Below are 18327 nucleotides of genomic sequence, written 5' to 3' on the forward strand. Positions count from 1 at the left end.
AAATAAGTTGAGGCAAAAAAATGAAAAAAACAACTCTAGCTCTAGCAATGGCTGTTGCAAGTTTAACCGCTACTGCCGCTAATGCTGCATATGAAGACAATACTTTTTATGTAGGTGCTAAATTAGGTTGGTCAGAACTTTATAATTTAGACGCAAATAAAGTTCGTGGTTATAATAAAGATAAAGCTGGTATTAAAACTTCTAATAGAAGTAATGTTGCTGGCGGCGCTTTCCTTGGTTTCCAAGCTAATCCTTACTTAGCTTTTGAATTAGGGTATGATTGGTTAGGTTCTGCAAAATATAAAAGAACTTACTTTAATGACCATACTAAAAATAGCAATAGCAAAATTTCAGCACAAGGTGTTTCTTTAACTGGTAAATTAAGTTACCCACTATCATTCATTTCTGACGATTTAGATATTTATGGTCGTGCAGGTGGAATGGTAACTATTGCTAAATGGAAAAATAGTGGTTATATCAAAGAAGCTTACGGCCGTGGTAAAACTAAAACTGATTTATCACCAGTTTATGCTTTAGGTCTTGATTATCGTCTTAACGAAGATTTCTCTACTCGTTTAGAATACCAATATGTTCAACATATTCATACTAAAACTCACGCATCTCCAGATGCAGGAACTGTAAGCTTAGGTATTACTTACCGTTTAGGTTCTCCATCTGTTGCAGCTCCAGTTGAAATCAAAACTGAAGTAAATCGTTATGTTTTAAATGAAGATGTGCTATTTGCTTATGCAAAATCTGATTTAAAAGCAGAAGGTCGTCAAGCACTTGATAATTTATTAACAACTCTTGTTAAAATTAACCCAACTCAAAGTGCTATCGTAGTAATTGGTCACACTGATCGTATCGGTTCAGATAGCTATAACCAAAAACTATCAGAACGTCGTGCACACACTGTATTGAACTATTTAGTTCAAAAAGGTGTTCCAGCTGAAATCATCACTTCACGCGGTATGGGTAAAGCACAACCAGTTACTGGTAATAAATGTAATGCACTTCGTGGCGCTGACTTAAAAGCATGTTTAGCACCAGATCGTCGTGTTGAAATTGAAGTTAAAGCACGTAACGTGCAAGAGGTCCAAGTAATTGATCAAACAAAATAGTTTTTGTTATTAATTACACCTTTGAACCCAGCTTCGGCTGGGTTTTTTCATTTATATGTTAATAATTAAATTATATCTTGCTTGAAACCTACAAATTATCCACAAAAAAGATTATAATTATTCCAGTATTGTTAGTATCCCAATTAAAGGAGTAGCCATGTCTACCTCGATTTGGCAAGATTGTCTTTCTCAATTACAAGAAGCGCTTCCTACAACAGAATTCAACTTATGGATTCGACCGTTACAAGTGGAAATGGTTGAGAATAAACTCTATATTTATGCTCCAAACAGATTTGTATTAGATTGGGTTAAGAATAAATATTTAACGACTATTTCGCAATTATTAAATAATTTACTGGGTAATGATTCACTAAAATTATATTTGGAAGTTGGTTCAACTTTATCTGTAGAAAAAAAATCTAAAATTAATAAATCTGATGTTGTACCTTCTTGGAAAACAACAAAAGAGAATAATAATAATCACACTTATTATTCAGGTATTAATCATAAGCATACTTTCAACAGCTTTGTTGAAGGTAAATCTAATCAACTTGCTGTTGCAGCAGCTAAACAAGTAGCTGAAAATCCAGGAAAAGCTTACAACCCTCTTTTTTTATATGGCTCAACAGGTTTAGGAAAAACTCACTTGTTACATGCTGTTGGTAATGAAATTATGGCAGGTAAAGCTAACGCTAAAGTTGTTTATATGCATTCAGAACGCTTTGTTCAAGACATGGTCAAAGCTTTACAAAATAATGCTATTGAAGAGTTTAAAAACTATTATCGATCTGTTGACGCTCTCCTTATTGATGATATTCAATTTTTTGCAAATAAAGAGCGTTCACAAGAAGAGTTTTTCCATACATTTAATTCATTGTTAGAAGGCAACCAACAAATTATCCTAACCTCGGATCGTTATCCTAAAGAAATTGATGGTGTAGAAGATCGTTTAAAGTCAAGGTTTGGTTGGGGATTAACCATCGCTATAGAACCACCAGAACTTGAAACTCGAGTGGCTATTTTGATGAAAAAAGCAGACGAAAACAAAATAAAATTACCTGAAGAGGTCGCTTTTTTCATTGCTAAACGACTACGATCAAACGTAAGAGAATTAGAAGGTGCACTTAATCGAGTTATTGCCAATGCTAATTTTACAGGCAAATCTATCACCATTGATTTTGTCAAAGATGCTTTAAAAGATTTACTTGCCTTACAAGAAAAATTGATTACTATTGAAAATATTCAAAAAACGGTTGCTGAATATTATAAAATTAAAGTTTCTGACTTATTATCTAAACGCCGTTCTCGTTCTGTCGCAAGACCAAGACAAGTAGCAATGGCGTTAGCGAAAGAGCTAACCAACAAAAGCCTTCCAGAAATAGGTGATGGTTTTGGTGGAAGAGATCATACAACAGTATTACATGCATGTCGGAAGATCGCAGAGTTAAAAGAAGAAAGCAATGACATTAAAGAGGATTATTCCAATTTAATTCGAACATTATCAACTTAAAAAAGAATTAACACTATGAAATTTATTATAGATCGTGAAAAACTTATCAAACCATTGCAACTTGTTAGTGCACCATTAGGTAGCCGACCTACCCTCCCCATTTTAGGTAATTTATTATTGCAGGTGAGTGAAAACACGCTATCCATGACGGGAACAGATTTAGAAATTGAAATGATTTCTCATATTCCCCTAACAGAGCCTAGTGAAGCGGGTGCTACAACTGTTCCAGCTAGAAAGTTTCTTGATATCTGTCGAAATCTTCCTAGTGATGCTCAAATATCGATAAGCGTTGACGATAATCGATTGATTATTCAGTCAGGTCGAAGTAAATTTTCTTTATCTACACTACCTGCATCAGATTTTCCTAATCTAGAAAATTGGCAAAGTGATGTTGAACTTTCTATACCTCAAAAGACTATCAAACGACTTATAGACGCAGTTCAATTCTCAATGGCTAACCAAGATGTAAGATATTATTTAAATGGTATGCTATTTGAAATTGAAGATGGTCTATTAAAAACCGTTGCAACTGATGGTCATCGATTAGCTGTGTGTGCTCAACCTGTTGGTCATGAGATCTCTGAATGCTGTTCAGTCATTTTACCAAGAAAAGGCGTAATTGAACTGGCAAAACTAGTTGGTGATAATGATGAGCTAGTTAATATGCAAATTGGTAACAATAATTTACGTATTAGTCTTGGCGATTTTACTTTTACTTCAAAACTTATTGATGGAAAATTTCCTGATTATAAACGTGTAATGCCTCGTAATCCTGATAAACCACTTGAAGTATCATGTGAAGAACTAAGAAATGCTTTATCTCGTGTTGCGATTCTTTCAAATGAAAAATTTCGCGGCATAAGATTATATGTACATAGCAATCAGATTAAAATTACTGCAAACAATCCTGAACAAGAAGAAGCAGAAGAAGTTATTGATGTAAAATACGAATCTCAAGAGCTTGAAATTGGTTTTAATGTAACGTATTTATTGGACATATTAAACACATTAAAATGCGATAGCGTCCAATTATTATTAACCGATGCAACATCAAGTGTGCAAATTGAAGATATCAACAACCAATCTGCAACTTATGTTGTTATGCCAATGCGCTTATAATTAACGATCATTTAAACTTCCGGCCTCGGCCGGAAACTTTACCGACATGACACTTTCTCAAATCAAAATTTATCACTTTCGAAATATTGATTATGCTGAATTATCATTATCCAAACATTTTAATTATATAGTTGGTGATAATGGTAGCGGAAAAACCAGCCTACTAGAGGCGATTTATATGCTCGGACATGGTCGAGCTTTTAGACATATTCAATCCAATCGAATAATACAACATGAAAAACCAGAGTTAGTATTATTTAGTCAAATTGAATCTGCACAAAAAACTCGAACAATAGGTTTATCAAAAACACGCCATAACGATAATACGATAAAAATTGATGGTGACGAAGGATTTCGGTTGACGGATTTAGCTAAATTATTACCAATTCAACTTATTACGCCTGAAGGATTTGATCTACTTACCGGAGGACCAAAATATCGCCGTGCTTTTATAGACTGGGGGTGTTTTCATCACTATCCTGAATTTGTATCACTTTGGAATAACTTAAAACGCCTTTTTAAACAGCGTAATGCATTATTAAAACAGTCATCAAACTATAATCAATTATTACCTTGGGATAAAGAGTTAGCACCGATTGCAGAAAAAATCAGCCAGATTAGGGCTAGTTATAGTCAAAATATATTTCCTCAAATTATGCAAACCTGTCATGATTTTCTACCAGAATATCAACTTAATTGCCAATATTATCAGGGCTGGGAGCATGGAATCAGTTATTCAGATATATTATATAGGCAATTTGAAAGAGATAAGTTCATTAATTATACTTCGCTAGGTCCTCATAAAGCAGATTTAAAATTACGAATAGATAATATTCCTGTTGAAGATTTATTATCTCGGGGACAATTAAAATTACTCATGTGTGCATTACGTTTGTCTCAAGGTGAATATTTCTCAGAAACAACAGGCCAATCCTGTATTTACTTAATTGATGACTTTGCTTCAGAGCTTGATAAAAATAAACGTAACTTATTAGCAAAACGATTAAAATCAGCACAATCTCAAGTTTTCATTACAGCGGTTAATCAAGAGCAAATTAGCCATATGATCGATGAAAATGATAAGATTTTTCACATAAATTCTGGTATAATTTCTTAAATATACAAAATGATATAAATAATCAAATAAGTCGAGAAATCCATGTCTAACTCTTATGATTCTTCCAGCATTAAAGTACTTAAAGGACTTGATGCTGTCCGAAAACGCCCAGGTATGTATATTGGTGATACTGATGATGGAACAGGGCTTCACCATATGGTTTTTGAAGTGGTAGATAATGCCATTGATGAAGCATTAGCTGGTTATTGTCACCATATTGAAGTTACAATCCATCCTGATAATTCCGTTTCTGTACGAGATGATGGTCGAGGTATACCTACTGGCATCCATGAAGAAGAAGGTATTTCCGCAGCAGAAGTTATTATGACTGTTTTGCATGCCGGTGGTAAATTTGATGATAATTCATACAAAGTGTCTGGTGGTTTACATGGTGTTGGTGTTTCAGTCGTCAATGCTTTATCAGATAAGTTAGAATTAGTGATTTATCGTGAAGGTAAAATACATAAACAAATTTATCATTTAGGCGTTCCTGAAGAACCGCTAAAAATCATTGGTGAAACAACTGAATCAGGTACATATGTTCGTTTTTGGCCAAGTCCAGAAACTTTTTCTAACATTGAATTTGTGTATGACCATCTGGCAAAAAGATTACGCGAACTATCATTCTTAAATTCAGGTGTTTCAATCAAACTCACCGATGAACGTACAGGTAAAAGTGAACATTACCATTATGAAGGTGGTATTCAAGCTTTCGTAGAATATCTAAATAAAAATAAAAACCCAATTCATCCAAAGATTTTTTATTTTAGTACTGAGAAAGATAATATTGGTGTCGAAGTTGCACTACAATGGAATGACGGTTACCAAGAAAATATCTATTGTTTTACAAATAACATTCCTCAACGTGATGGTGGTACTCACTTGGCTGGCTTCCGTGGCGCTATGACACGTACATTAAATAACTACATGGAAACCGAAGGCTATAGCAAAAAAGCAAAAATTAGTGCTACAGGTGATGATGCTCGAGAAGGGTTAATTGCTGTTGTATCAGTAAAAGTGCCTGATCCTAAATTCTCATCACAAACTAAAGATAAATTGGTGTCATCTGAAGTTAAATCAGCAGTTGAGTCTGTAATGGGCGAAAAACTAGCTGAATATTTACTTGAAAATCCTTCAGATGCAAAAATTGTAGTAGGTAAAATTATCGATGCAGCGAGAGCTCGTGAGGCAGCAAGAAAAGCTCGCGAAATGACACGTCGTAAAGGCGCTTTAGATTTAGGTGGTTTGCCTGGAAAACTTGCTGATTGCCAAGAAAAAGATCCAGCTTTATCTGAACTATACCTAGTGGAAGGGGACTCTGCAGGTGGCTCTGCAAAACAAGGACGAAATCGTAGAAACCAAGCAATTTTACCGTTAAAAGGTAAAATTCTAAATGTTGAAAAAGCTCGTTTTGACAAAATGCTTTCTTCACAAGAAGTAGCAACGTTAATTACTGCTTTAGGTTGTGGCATTGGCCGTGATGAATATAATCCAGATAAAATGCGTTACCATAGCATTATTATTATGACCGATGCCGATGTTGATGGATCGCATATTAGAACATTATTGCTAACATTCTTCTACCGTCAAATGCCTGAGATCATTGAACGAGGTTATGTCTATATTGCTCAACCACCACTATATAAGGTCAAAAAAGGGAAACAAGAGCAATATATTAAAGATGACGATGCAATGACTCAATTCCAAATCGCTTTGGCATTAGAAGATGCATCATTACATGTTAATGACCATGCTCCAGCTTTAGCTGGCGAAGCTTTAGAAAAATTAATTGCCGAATATCAGAAAGTCGAAAAATTAATTACTAAAATGGAACGTCGCTACCCTAAAGCCTTATTATCAGAATTAGTTTATCAGGAAGTATTAGATGAAAATATCTTGAAAGATCAATACAAAGCTGAAAATTGGGCAAAATCTATTGTTGAAAAACTATCTAATAAAGAACAACACGGTAGTACCTACCTTTATAGTGCGGATTACAACGAAAAAGCAGAATTGTATATACCTGTTATTAAAGTAAGAACACATGGTGTGGATACTAATTATGCGTTAGATCAAGTGTTTATTCATAGTAATGAATATCGAAATATCTGCCATTTAGGATCACAATTGAAAGATTTACTTGAGGAAAGCGCATTTATACAACGTGGTGAGAGAAAACAACCAGTTAGCTCATTTGAAGATGCAGTTGATTGGTTAATTCGTGAATCTCGTCGTGGATTAACTATCCAACGTTATAAAGGTTTAGGTGAAATGAACCCAGAACAATTATGGGAAACAACCATGGATCCAACAAGCCGAAGAATGTTACAAGTAACCATTAAAGATGCCATTGAAGCAGATCAATTGTTTACTACATTAATGGGTGATGAGGTTGAACCTCGTAGATTATTCATTGAAGAAAATGCCTTGAAAGCAGCTAATTTGGATTTCTAATTAATTATCTAATAAAAAACCAGACATTGTGTCTGGTTTTTTTGCAAATTTATTAAAAATTAAAAAGTAATTTTATGTGGTAAATTACCATCTATTAACTTTAATTACTGACAAACAGACCTATTGATTTTTAAGTCTGAAACAGCTTTATTCATCTGCCTAATCATATCTTTAGGACTTTGTGCAATATACACTTTGCCACCTGTCGCATTTGCGATACAGTCTATTTTATGTTCACCTGCAATATCTACTATATTTATCTTCAAACGAGGTTTTTGGGTAGCTATATGATTAGCAAGAGTACAAATATTTGCACGCGTACAATTATCCTCACCATCACTAATTATAAGAATATAATCATCACGTTTTACACCGTCAAGCATTTGGCTGGCTTTTTCTAATCCGCTATAAAGTGGTGTTCCTCCACCACCAGCAGCACTTGGTGTTAATCTATTAATTTTACTTTTCAAAGCACCTCTACTTGAATAATTATAAAAAGGCGTAGTATCGGCTACTGGGCAACCATTAAGTGCCACCAATGAAATATTAATATTTTGCTGTATTTTATCAATACTTGTTAATGCAACTTTTTTACTGGTTGATAAACGAGTGGGTAAACGCGTCATTCGTTTGTCATAATCTATTTTATCTTGCTGAGACATACCTCTCGGATAACCATAGCTTAAATAATTGAAATACTGCCCGACTTCCATTGGTGATTCAGCTAAAGTTACAGTCATCGATAATGAATTATCGAATATTAATGCCATTTTAGATGGATTACTATTTTTGGCTAATTCTTCTTTAGTAATACAATTTGGTGGATTTTTTACTTTTGGTTTTGGTTCAGGTTTAGGCTCAGGGTTAGTAATCGGATCTGGAACCGGTTTTGGTTTAACAACAGGTTGAGGTTCAGGAGCTTTAGGCTCTTGTTTTACTTCAGGCTTAGACTCAGGATTAGTAATCGGATCTGGAACCGGTTTTGGTTTAACAACAGGTTGGGGTTCAGGAACGTTAGGTTCTTGCTTTACTTCAGGCTCTGGTTGAGGCTTAATAACTGGTTCTTTTGGTTGTTCAACAGTTGGCTCTACTTTTTTTTCTTCCTTGACAGTTATAGACTCGACGTTTTTAGATTCTTTAAAAGGATTAAAAAAGTACCATAATAATCCTAAAGCTGCTAATAAAAGTAAGGCTAAAATCAAAGTATACCACCATTTCCAGAAAGGTTTTGGTACTATTACTGGAGCAATTGGTAGTTCGATAGGTTCAAACGTATCGACAATAACCGGCTCATTATTGATTACATAAATATTATTCTTTAGGTTTTTAATTCTCAGTAACCATGAAGAAACTAGAGTTTTTTGTTCATTAGTTAAAGAAATTAATTTTGCTGCTGTTTCAATATCATTGATTCTAGTAGCTAGAGTTTGTTTAATTTCAGATTTATGAGATTCGTCAATTATGTCATTAAGTAAGGTAGGTTGCCCTTCAAGATTTGTATACCAACCTATATATTGATTGCCTTCAATTAATTTTGGTGTAGCAAAAATTGAATATGTTCTAGCGGTTAGATGTGGTTTAAGTATTGAAAGTAAAGAACCATACTGTTCCAGTAACTGCATCTTGTTTAAATTACTTTGTTCAAAAGCTATGCGAGTTATTCTTTGCATTTCTTAACTTAATCCTCATCATTAGCCGGTAATTTTAAAAATTACTCGGTATTTTATTCGCAAATAGGCTTACTAATATTCATATTTGAAACTGCATTATTCATTTGATTAATAAGCTCTGTTGGACTTTTAGCTATATAAACATTTCCCCCCGTTCTTTTTGCAACACAATCTATTTTATGTTGCCCAGCTATATCAACAATATTTATTTTTAAACGTGGTTTTTCTGCTGCAATTTTAGTAGCAAGGGTACAAATATTAGCACGAGTACAATTATCCTCACCATCGCTGATAATTAAAATATAATCATCACGATTAACGCCATCAAGGAGTTTACTCGCCTGTTTAACACCACTGTATAATGGTGTTGCACTGTTATAGTCTAAAGGACGCAATCGTTTAATTTTATTTTTTAGTTTTTCTCTATTTTGATAAGAATAAAATGGTGTTGTTTGTGCTGCCGGACAGCTTGTTAATGTCACAAGTGAAATATCGATATTTTGTTGTATGTTATCAATACTTGTTACTGCAACTTCTTTGCTTTTTGATAAACGATTAGGTAAACGGGTCATCCGCTTTTCATAAGCTTCAGCTTCTTTCCGAGTCATTGAATAAAAATTAGCTTTTAAAAACTTATTAATACTTGCTTGTGACTCCATTAAGGTAATTGTCATGGAAGCTGAATTATCGAAAATCAAAACCATTTTAGGTGCGTCTTTATTATTGAGCACTTCTTCTTTAGGTACACAATCTTTTGCTTTTTCTACTGGTGCAGGTGCAGGTGCAGGTTCAGGAATAGGTTCAGGAACCGGTTCTGGTTTAACTTTAACATCTTCTGGTACCGATTTTATTTCAGGCTCTTTTGGTGGTTCAACTATTGGAGTTGGTTCCGTTTTATGTTCTTCTACATTTTGAGCAATTATTTGCTCAGGTATTTTTTCTTTTCCATATGGACAGAAGAAGTACCAAAGTAAACCAAGCAATCCAATTAAAAATAAGGCAAGCAACAAGAAATACCACCACCGCCAAAATGATTTTGGTGGAACTACCGGTGGTGTTATAGGAGATTTAGGTAAAATAGGTTCTTCAAAAGTATTAACTATAACCGGATCATCGTTGATAACATAAATTGTATTACCCAAACTTTTAATTCTCGGCAACCAGGTTGATATTAAAGTTTGTTCTTCGATTGTTAATGACATCGTTTTAATCGCTAATTCAATGTCATTAATCCGAGTATATAGTGTTTTTTCAATCTGCTTTTTATGTTCCTCGTTTTCAATATTACTAAGTAAGACAAGTTGACCTTCAAGATTACTATACCAACCAACATATTGATTATTATCAATTAACTTAGGAATACCTAAAATTGAAAACGTCCGCTCTGTTAAATTTCTTTTTAACAATGCTAACAAAGAATTATATTGTTCTAACAAAGACGCTTTATTAGGATCACTATTATCAAATATAATTCTTGTTATTCGCTGCATTGTTTCTTTATTTCCCTATGTTCAACAAATTTTTTAGTTAATATCAAATCATTGTTAAATATTTAACGCTTTTTGTAATCTTTGAAGCTTTTTATTTAACTTATCTAATTCAACTTGTTTTTCAATGTCAGATGCATTTGAATTATTAACTTTATTCATCTGCTGTTCAATGTCTTTAACTTGAGCTTGAAGATCATTACGATTTTTAGCTTTTGCTTTGACCTCATTGGTTAACTGAGTTAACTCAGTTTTTAATTTTTGTAATTGAGCTTGTTTTTGTTTAACACTCAGTGATGTAGAGTTTTTCTGTCTCTCAATAGTTGCGTAAATTTCTCTAAACTGCGCATTAGCTCTTTTCTCGTTTTCTAATATTTGTTCTTTCTTATCAATACGAGCTTGATAATTACCAGAATAATTACAGCTAATTTTGTCCAAAATACCAATGTTTGTATTGGTTGGATCGCACTGTTCTGGCGTTGTTGAACAACCACTCAAAAAAACGAGCGAGCTTAGTAATAAAATAAGTGAAATCTTTTTCATATTAGCTTACCTTCACTGCTGAGCGTTGCTGAGTAACAAGGTTGACTTGCTTTTCAAGCACAGCAATTTGTTTATGTAATTGGTTAATTTGTTTATCAAGTTTTGAAACGTTTACGCCTGATCGTCGTTCTTGAGCAGAAATTGATATCCAATCTCTTTCAACTTTTTTCATACGAGATAATTTATCTGTTAAATAAGCAATGTTAGCATCAATTTGAGTTAAATCACGTTTAGCTTCGGTTTTATTCACTGTTTGTGACTTAATTTGATTATTTAATGTTTTAAGTGTTGCTAAATTTTTATCTAATACAGTTTTAGCTGTTTCTGTTACAGCTTGAACTTCATAAGTATTTTGCTGAACATCTTGAATATAAACATCAAGTCGCATTTCGGCATCAGCGTATTCTGCACGTTTAGTATCAAGATAGTAATTTGCACCCATCATTACACCACAACCCACTGCAGCTGACGCAATACAAGTACCTGCTTTACCACCTAATAAAAAACATCCAACACCAGCTACACCTGCACCTACAGCGCAAGACTGCCATGCTGATTTACTAAAGAACTTAGCACTATTACTTTTAGTTAAGGTAGGATCTACACCTTTAGTTCTTGCCCCACCCGAATTCTGACAACCAGTTAAAACCATTGAGATACATAAGGTTATCGTTACTATTAGTTTATTCATTATTTTTTCCCTTTTATTTCATTACATGTTTGAAGCCAAGTGGAACGCTCGATCTTCCCTGATTCAATATATTGATTAATATGTTTGAAATAGAGTTTTAAATAATCACTCATATTAGCCTTACCACTATTTTCTAAAATAAATTGTGTGGGTTTAGATTGATTATTAATCGTGTCTATTTCATAATTTGTAGCAGTATTTACAATCGTATCAGAATAATATTTTAGTATAAAATCACGCGCCTTTTTAGATTCATCTAAGACATTTTTTAAATTATTTAATTTCACTTTCGAGCACATATTTTCATCATCTAAAGAATCTATTTCGTTTGGATCACAGATTTCTTCAGTCATTGTTTCATACAGATTATTATTATATTCAAATTTATCATTCAAATCTGATACATTAGCACAAAGGAAAGCACCTAATTGTAGTGCTGATTGAATCGAGCGGTCTCTTTGTTCATCTCGCGCTTGATTAGCGCTGCGTAATAAGGCATTTAGTTGATTCAATTCCTTTTTAGTTTTTTCATCATCAACTTGTTTAGTGATTTTTTCAAGTTCATTGACAACATTCTCATTCTTCGAAATGCCAGCACCATTACCTAATTCGTTCCATTCTTGATCGAGCTGTTTTACCAGATCATTCGACTGAATAACTTCACTTGTATAAACTAAACGAAAACCAACATCTTTGCTTTTATATGCACTTTGAGCATCATAATAAGGTTTTTCCGTTCTAATAGCTGTTGTCATTGAGGATTCAGGGGTTAAATAACTGCCTCCTCGAACAATCATACCGCCTTGTTGTCCATGGTAACGATCAAGCTTATTCATACGGAATGAATCAAACATCATTTCACTTGCATTACCCAAAATATCATAGATATCAAGAGGGTTAGGTTCTAATCGCCCAATAAGCTGCAATTTACCATTTGCTGATTTAGCACCTGAGAACCAAGCATAATTTTCTAAGTTATTAGTCATAGGAAATCTTAATTCTCTAAATTCCGATTCCGTAACTTTAGACCCACCTCGTGCTGCATATTCCCATTCAGTATTACTGGGTAATCGAACATAACCTTTAGGTACATCAATTGATTTAACTGTAGATTGATTAAGTAACCATCGATTATATTTATCAGTAAAAGCAACGGCATCAAACCAACTAACTTCAGTAATTGGGAAAATAAGATTAGGTTTAGCGGTTGGACAAGTATCATTCATAACAGCTTGATATTGAAGTGCAGTAATTTCATATTTACCAATAAGAAAATACCTTTCCTTACCAGCATCGGAAAAACTACCAGATATATAATTAGGAGTCGCATACTCAGCAAAACCTAATTCTTTATTATTACTACCTAAAACAATTTTGACATCATCTAGTAGTTTACGTGTTGGTGTAAAAACTTTTTTCATCACCAAACTGCCTTCACATGGCATAGGTAAAATAACGTCATCATTTGAAGGTTTGGGATTATAAAATTTACTATCCCATGGTTCAGCATAACTTATACTCGAAATTAAACCTAATCCAATTGCCAAGAAAACTGGTCTAAAATTACGCTTCGCGTAGGCTTTCTGCTGGTTGAATACTAATAGCACCTCGTCCTCCTATCGCAACAACAACAAATGATATAAATAACGTTAATACAAATGCGATAATAAAATGATAAAATTGTAATTGACTTACAATTGGTTGTGAAACTAAATTTTTACCTAAGACCAGATTAAATGTACAATTCCCTAATAAAAAAAGTAAACATGAAACAATAAAAGCTAAACAACTTAATGCCATCGCTTGAGTAAGCAAATAAAACATCACTTCCTTAGACTTAAATCCGATAAGTCTCATAAAAGCAATATCTTTACGCTTTCGCTCAATATTAGATAAAAATGAACCACTAAAGGATAATATACAACCAAAAATTGCGGTAATAGCAATCACGCTGAAAATAAAACTAAGTACCTTATCAATTGCTTGCATATTTTCAATTGCATTTGCTTGTGTTCGAGTTTCTATATTTTTTTCACGTAATTTCAATGATAAAGGCGCAACATTATCAAGAGAATTGGCATAAATTCGCGCTCTGGCAAATGAATCAGGATAAGTAGAATTAGCCAAACCGGTTCCGGTTGAAAAAATTTCACTTTGAAAACCGTCGTAAAAATGTTCCATTTCAATTAAAAGATCTAAACTTACAAAACCGGCTGCACGTCCATAATAAGTTTCAGGCACAATGCCAATAACCTCCAATTCCGTCATACCTTTTTCAATTTTGCCATCCAGTTGCCTTGTGATTACCATTTTTACTCGGCTTCCTATTTTTGCTTGCATTTTTTCAGCAGCTAGAGCGCTCAATAAAACTTGATTTTCTTGACTAATCAATGGCATATTTTGGGTTATCGGATCACCTTTTGCTGTTGGAACAACTTCAACATTATTAACAAAATGTCCAGAATCTTTAAACATATCTGCTTGGGTATTCAATGAACGTGTAAGAGGAATAACAAATGTAGTTTCAGGTTGGTTTTTAATCCAATCAAACATTGACTGATCAAATTGTAAATTACCAACAATTTTTACTTCTAAATTTTGTGGATCATTAAGTAATTGATGGCGTAGCTGTGCAACAACACCATATTTTAAACTAAACAAAAGTAACAAGGGTGTAATAACTGATATTATTGAGGCAATAATACAAAATGATACTTTCTTGTCATACCATAAATCGGCCAATGATAATCGAGAAATAAACCGCCACTTTGATGTTACTTTATCCATATTTTACACCTTACTTTATAACGGACGGTAAAAATTCTGACGATTGCATAGAGGTTAATTTTGCCGATAAAGTGAACAACCCTTTATTTTCAATTCGTTGCCAATCATGTGTAACAATCATTGCAGCAATATTATCTTGTTGAGCTTGTTCTATTATTAAATCAAATAACAAATTTGCATTATAAGGATCAAGAGCAGAGGTTGGCTCGTCAGCTAATAATAACGCGGGTTTATGAATAATAGATCGAATAAAAGATGCCCGTTGCCTTTCACCTATAGATAGTTGTTTCGGATATTTATTCAATAAATGAGCAATATTAAGTTTATCAACCAAATAGTCAAATCGATTAGAATCAACAGGTTTTCGCAATACTTTAGCTGATAACAAAATATTATTTTTAATATTTAAAAATGGAAGTAATCCACCAGTTTGTAACATAAAACCCAAATATTGCGCTCGGATATTGGCTAATTGATTAATATTATTCTGATGAATCACATTAGCAATGTCATAAGTTTCATTATCAACCATAAGATTATAACAATCGACTTCATCTGGCTTAAGAATCAAGCCTATCATCTCAAGTAAAGTACTTTTACCGCAACCACTATCACCTTTAATGACAACCACTTGCCCTGCTTTCATCGAAAGCTCAGGTAAACAAACCTTAAAAAAAGATTTACCGATCGGTCTAGAAATCACCAAATTATTTATAGTTAACATATTTTATGGCAACATTTCTAATGGAATCGGGTAAACGTTTTCTCTAGGGTCACTACCTTCAGATAGTGATATCCAACGATCAACATCAGCATTACATTTTTGGTAATAACGCACTTTACTATTTAGATTACGTATGAATTTTTCTTGTTCAATCCCACTCATACTTTTCCATGTCTCTTGATCAAGACTAGTTACATCACTTTTATACGGAATATTATCTAAATATTCACCTAATAGTCCTAAATCAGCAATTTTTGTGACTGAATCTGATTTTAATTTACTTGGATCTTGCCCCATCGCAGCAGCAACAGAACGTAATTGTGAGAACATATCATCGGCAGAAATTAACCCATCATTAGCAGCATTAGCGATTTTAGTTACAATATCGCTTAAATCACTTAATTGTGATTTAGTTAGTAAAATTCTAGGTTCTGCTGTTGGAATTGTCGGTTTAACAAAGTCTTTATCAGCTATCCAGGCTTTAAAAACTGACGGAGCCTTAGTGCCGTTAGTATCACCTAAATAAGCTAGCTGCATTGCTTTACCTAATAGTAAAGCATCTTTTAACATATTAGAGTCATTATCATCTTTGGCATTAAGGGCATTACCAACTGAAGACTCACCTTTATAGGCTAATTTAACTTGCTCTGATAATGCTTGAGCTAATGAATCTACTTTTTTACCAAACTCATTTACATCGCCAGCATTAACAGGATAATAAAGTGATTTATGAATAAAATCGTTATAGGTCAAATCAGAATATTGCTTTTCGGCCACTTGATGATCTTTTTCACCACTTGGCGTTTTTAAATGTAAAGCATAAATTGCAACACCTTTATGCTGTGCTTCAAGTCGTAATTGAGCAGCATCCATACCTGTACTTGAAAGCTTATCATCGCCAGGAATAGCGCTTGCATCAGTAATTAGAATCATATATCGAGCGCCAAAATTATTCCAATTAATATCATTTAACGCTTGTGCAACACCCGCGTAAGAGTCCTCAGCAAAATAAGTTGTTGAGACCGTGGCTTGTTTAAGAGAAGCACTAAGTTTTTTGAATTCTTCCTTATTTTTTACTTGATTTGGATCTACAAATATCTTACTGACAAACTCCAATTTATCCGAAGCTTTTAAGCTTGAACGAAAGGATACCAATCCAAATTTAACCTGATCTTGTAACTGTTCTTTTTCAATACGCTGATAAACTCGTTCAACAGCCTCTTTTGTTCTCGATATATAAGGATCCATCGAAATCGTTGAATCAATAACAAACACAATTGCAGCTTTAAATGGAGCAACTTGGTTAGTATTATCATCCGAAGATGAGGTAGATGGTTTATTATTACTTTTAACCACCGCTTGTTGTTTACTAACTGAAGCCACCTCTAAAATTCGTTCATAAAAACCTTGCCCATTCATTACCTCCTCACCTTGTAAAATCGGTAATAAATAAAAATTATTCTTGAAATCAACAAATTCCTTAGGTTCTTGAGCCAGAATCTGTGGTACGGCTTTATTCTCTTTTAGTGCGTCTCGAATGGGTTTTAATAACGTTTCAGGATTATCCGCATCAACAATTGAGGATAATGAGGCTTTATCTTTAAAAAATAACAGAGGGTCACGATCAACTGGATTTGTGAACACTAACGTCAATTGCATATTCCACTCAACCGCACATGAATTATTAATCCAACCAACTGTATTGCCGTAAGAATCTGGACCAACATTCAACCATTCTTGATTATTCTCATTTTTACGTTCATAGACATAATAACGAGAAAACGCAGGTACTGATTGGCCTTTAGCATCATTAATATTCTTCTTCAATTCACACGTCGGAGTACTGAGAACTCGCTGATAAAGTGTTGTTTTACCTGCTTGCTTTAATGGTTCTAAAGCTGACGTAACTAAAGGTAAGCAAGTAAGACTAAATCCGATAATCAATATTGAAATTAATGTTTTTTTCATACCTGCACCTTATTATTTTTGCAATTCAGCTAGGCGTTCTTTAGCTAAAACGTTATTAGGATCATTATTCAATGATGTTTCATACCAATAAATTGCGGTACCTTTATCAATTTTAAAGCACTGATTATCTTGATAAAATTTTTCATCATATTCTTTAGCATAAAGTAAGGCAATTTTAGCATTCAGCAAAGACTGATTAGCATATAAACGCTGAGCGATATTACATTTATTTGCTTGTTTTGCTTGATTTATTATCTCAATTATTGTGTCCGTATCAGGTTTTGACTGTAAACACTGTTGAATAAAAGATAAATCATTACTGTTTGCATTTGTAACGTCACACTGACTATTCATTGTCGCAGTCAAAGGACTCTTATCTTTTGAAAAGAAGAAATACCATGCCGCTACACTTAGACCAGCTAAAACTAATAATGTGATAAAAATTAGGATAATTATTCCCTTTTTACTTTTTGATTTAACTGGTTGTGGAGTAGAAACTTCTTCTGGTGTAATCGCAGGTTCAGGTTCAGGCTCAGGAGCTGCTTCTATTTCAACTTCAGGCTCGGCAATTACCTGATTTTCTTCTTCAGCAACAGGCAATTCAGTTTGAGGAACATCAGATTCTGAAGGTGCTTTTGAATCTGATTCAGTAAAATTCTGAACAATCTCATCAGGCTCAATTTTATCTTCTTCTATAGCATCAGATTGTTGAGTATTTAGAGCAGATGACGGAAATACTGTTTCACCAATATTAACAACACCACTATCGGTATAGCTTTCATTTTGCTTATCACGGATCTGAATAAGAAATCTAACACGGTTTTCTTGAGACAATAATGAGTCAACTAACCACTCATCAACTTGGCCAGTTAATTGCTCATTATCTACCGACATATTAGTTAATGTATGCCAATTTTTTTCTGGTCCCCACTGATTAAGACCTGATAAATAATAACCATCCTGGTTACGTTGAATAAGCATATCAATATCGGCACTACCATTCCATTTTTGTGCCAAAAATTTAGCAATACCTGGCTTGTAGCCTTCTAATTCAATTTTTAATGCCATGATATCCTCTATTTCACAATTATAATGTTATCAATATGGATTGATAAATCTTTCATAATAGAAGGTAG

14 protein-coding genes are annotated in these 18327 nt (G+C 33.6%); 5 read left to right on the forward strand and 9 right to left on the reverse strand.

What is annotated here, in order from left to right:
* Positions 1-20 precede the first annotated feature (20 nt).
* From ompA to gyrB, 5 genes are all read left to right on the forward strand, one after another.
* Entirely contained in the window at positions 21-1121 is a 1101-nt protein-coding gene (gene ompA, locus J3U09_RS07215) for a porin OmpA (RefSeq protein ID WP_267357665.1), read from the forward strand.
* A gap of 157 nt (positions 1122-1278) precedes the next feature.
* Positions 1279-2631 carry a chromosomal replication initiator protein DnaA gene (gene dnaA / locus J3U09_RS07220; RefSeq protein WP_065562885.1) on the forward strand — a complete coding sequence of 451 codons (1353 nt, stop codon included), beginning with the start codon at positions 1279-1281 and terminating at the stop codon, positions 2629-2631.
* Positions 2632-2646: 15 nt separating this feature from the next.
* Complete coding sequence (gene dnaN, locus J3U09_RS07225; RefSeq protein WP_065562886.1) at positions 2647-3750, forward strand: DNA polymerase III subunit beta; 1104 nt, start codon at positions 2647-2649, stop codon at positions 3748-3750.
* Positions 3751-3796: 46 nt separating this feature from the next.
* On the forward strand, positions 3797-4867 hold the full coding sequence (recF, locus tag J3U09_RS07230) for a DNA replication/repair protein RecF (protein ID WP_065562887.1): 1071 nt from the start codon (positions 3797-3799) through the stop codon (positions 4865-4867).
* A 42-nt stretch (positions 4868-4909) separates the two neighbouring features.
* Complete coding sequence (gene gyrB / locus J3U09_RS07235) at positions 4910-7321, forward strand: DNA topoisomerase (ATP-hydrolyzing) subunit B (protein WP_065562888.1); 2412 nt, start codon at positions 4910-4912, stop codon at positions 7319-7321.
* A gap of 104 nt (positions 7322-7425) precedes the next feature.
* On the opposite strand, the gene J3U09_RS07240 is transcribed toward gyrB, so the two are convergent.
* Genes J3U09_RS07240 through J3U09_RS07280 form a run of 9 tightly spaced genes read right to left on the reverse strand, consistent with a single transcriptional unit; the run spans position 7426 to position 18259 of the window.
* Positions 7426-8991, reverse strand: coding sequence for a VWA domain-containing protein (locus J3U09_RS07240; RefSeq protein WP_267357668.1), 1566 nt, complete (start codon positions 8989-8991; stop codon positions 7426-7428).
* Positions 8992-9044: 53 nt separating this feature from the next.
* Positions 9045-10481, reverse strand: coding sequence for a VWA domain-containing protein (locus J3U09_RS07245; RefSeq protein WP_267357670.1), 1437 nt, complete (start codon positions 10479-10481; stop codon positions 9045-9047).
* A gap of 54 nt (positions 10482-10535) precedes the next feature.
* The gene (locus J3U09_RS07250; protein ID WP_065562891.1) at positions 10536-11021 is read right to left on the reverse strand and encodes a hypothetical protein; all 486 of its coding nucleotides are present in this window, start codon (positions 11019-11021) and stop codon (positions 10536-10538) included.
* A gap of 1 nt (position 11022) precedes the next feature.
* Positions 11023-11712: a hypothetical protein gene (locus tag J3U09_RS07255; protein WP_065562892.1), complete on the reverse strand. Its 690-nt coding sequence runs from the start codon at positions 11710-11712 to the stop codon at positions 11023-11025.
* Positions 11712-13319 carry an SUMF1/EgtB/PvdO family nonheme iron enzyme gene (locus tag J3U09_RS07260; protein ID WP_267357671.1) on the reverse strand — a complete coding sequence of 536 codons (1608 nt, stop codon included), beginning with the start codon at positions 13317-13319 and terminating at the stop codon, positions 11712-11714. The genes J3U09_RS07255 and J3U09_RS07260 overlap by 1 nt, the downstream gene beginning before the upstream one ends.
* Positions 13276-14499, reverse strand: coding sequence for an ABC transporter permease (locus J3U09_RS07265; protein WP_267357673.1), 1224 nt, complete (start codon positions 14497-14499; stop codon positions 13276-13278). The genes J3U09_RS07260 and J3U09_RS07265 overlap by 44 nt, the downstream gene beginning before the upstream one ends.
* A 10-nt stretch (positions 14500-14509) precedes the next feature.
* Complete coding sequence (locus tag J3U09_RS07270) at positions 14510-15223, reverse strand: ABC transporter ATP-binding protein (RefSeq protein WP_267330571.1); 714 nt, start codon at positions 15221-15223, stop codon at positions 14510-14512.
* Positions 15224-15226: 3 nt separating this feature from the next.
* The gene (locus J3U09_RS07275; protein WP_065734941.1) at positions 15227-17191 is read right to left on the reverse strand and encodes a vWA domain-containing protein; all 1965 of its coding nucleotides are present in this window, start codon (positions 17189-17191) and stop codon (positions 15227-15229) included.
* Between the two features lie 12 nt (positions 17192-17203).
* Positions 17204-18259 carry a hypothetical protein gene (locus J3U09_RS07280; RefSeq protein ID WP_267357674.1) on the reverse strand — a complete coding sequence of 352 codons (1056 nt, stop codon included), beginning with the start codon at positions 18257-18259 and terminating at the stop codon, positions 17204-17206.
* Positions 18260-18327: the final 68 nt, after the last annotated feature.

Origin of the sequence: Gilliamella sp. B2889, assembly GCF_026536885.1 — a bacterium.
In the GTDB taxonomy this organism is placed as follows: Bacteria; Pseudomonadota; Gammaproteobacteria; order Enterobacterales; family Orbaceae; genus Gilliamella; species Gilliamella apicola_E.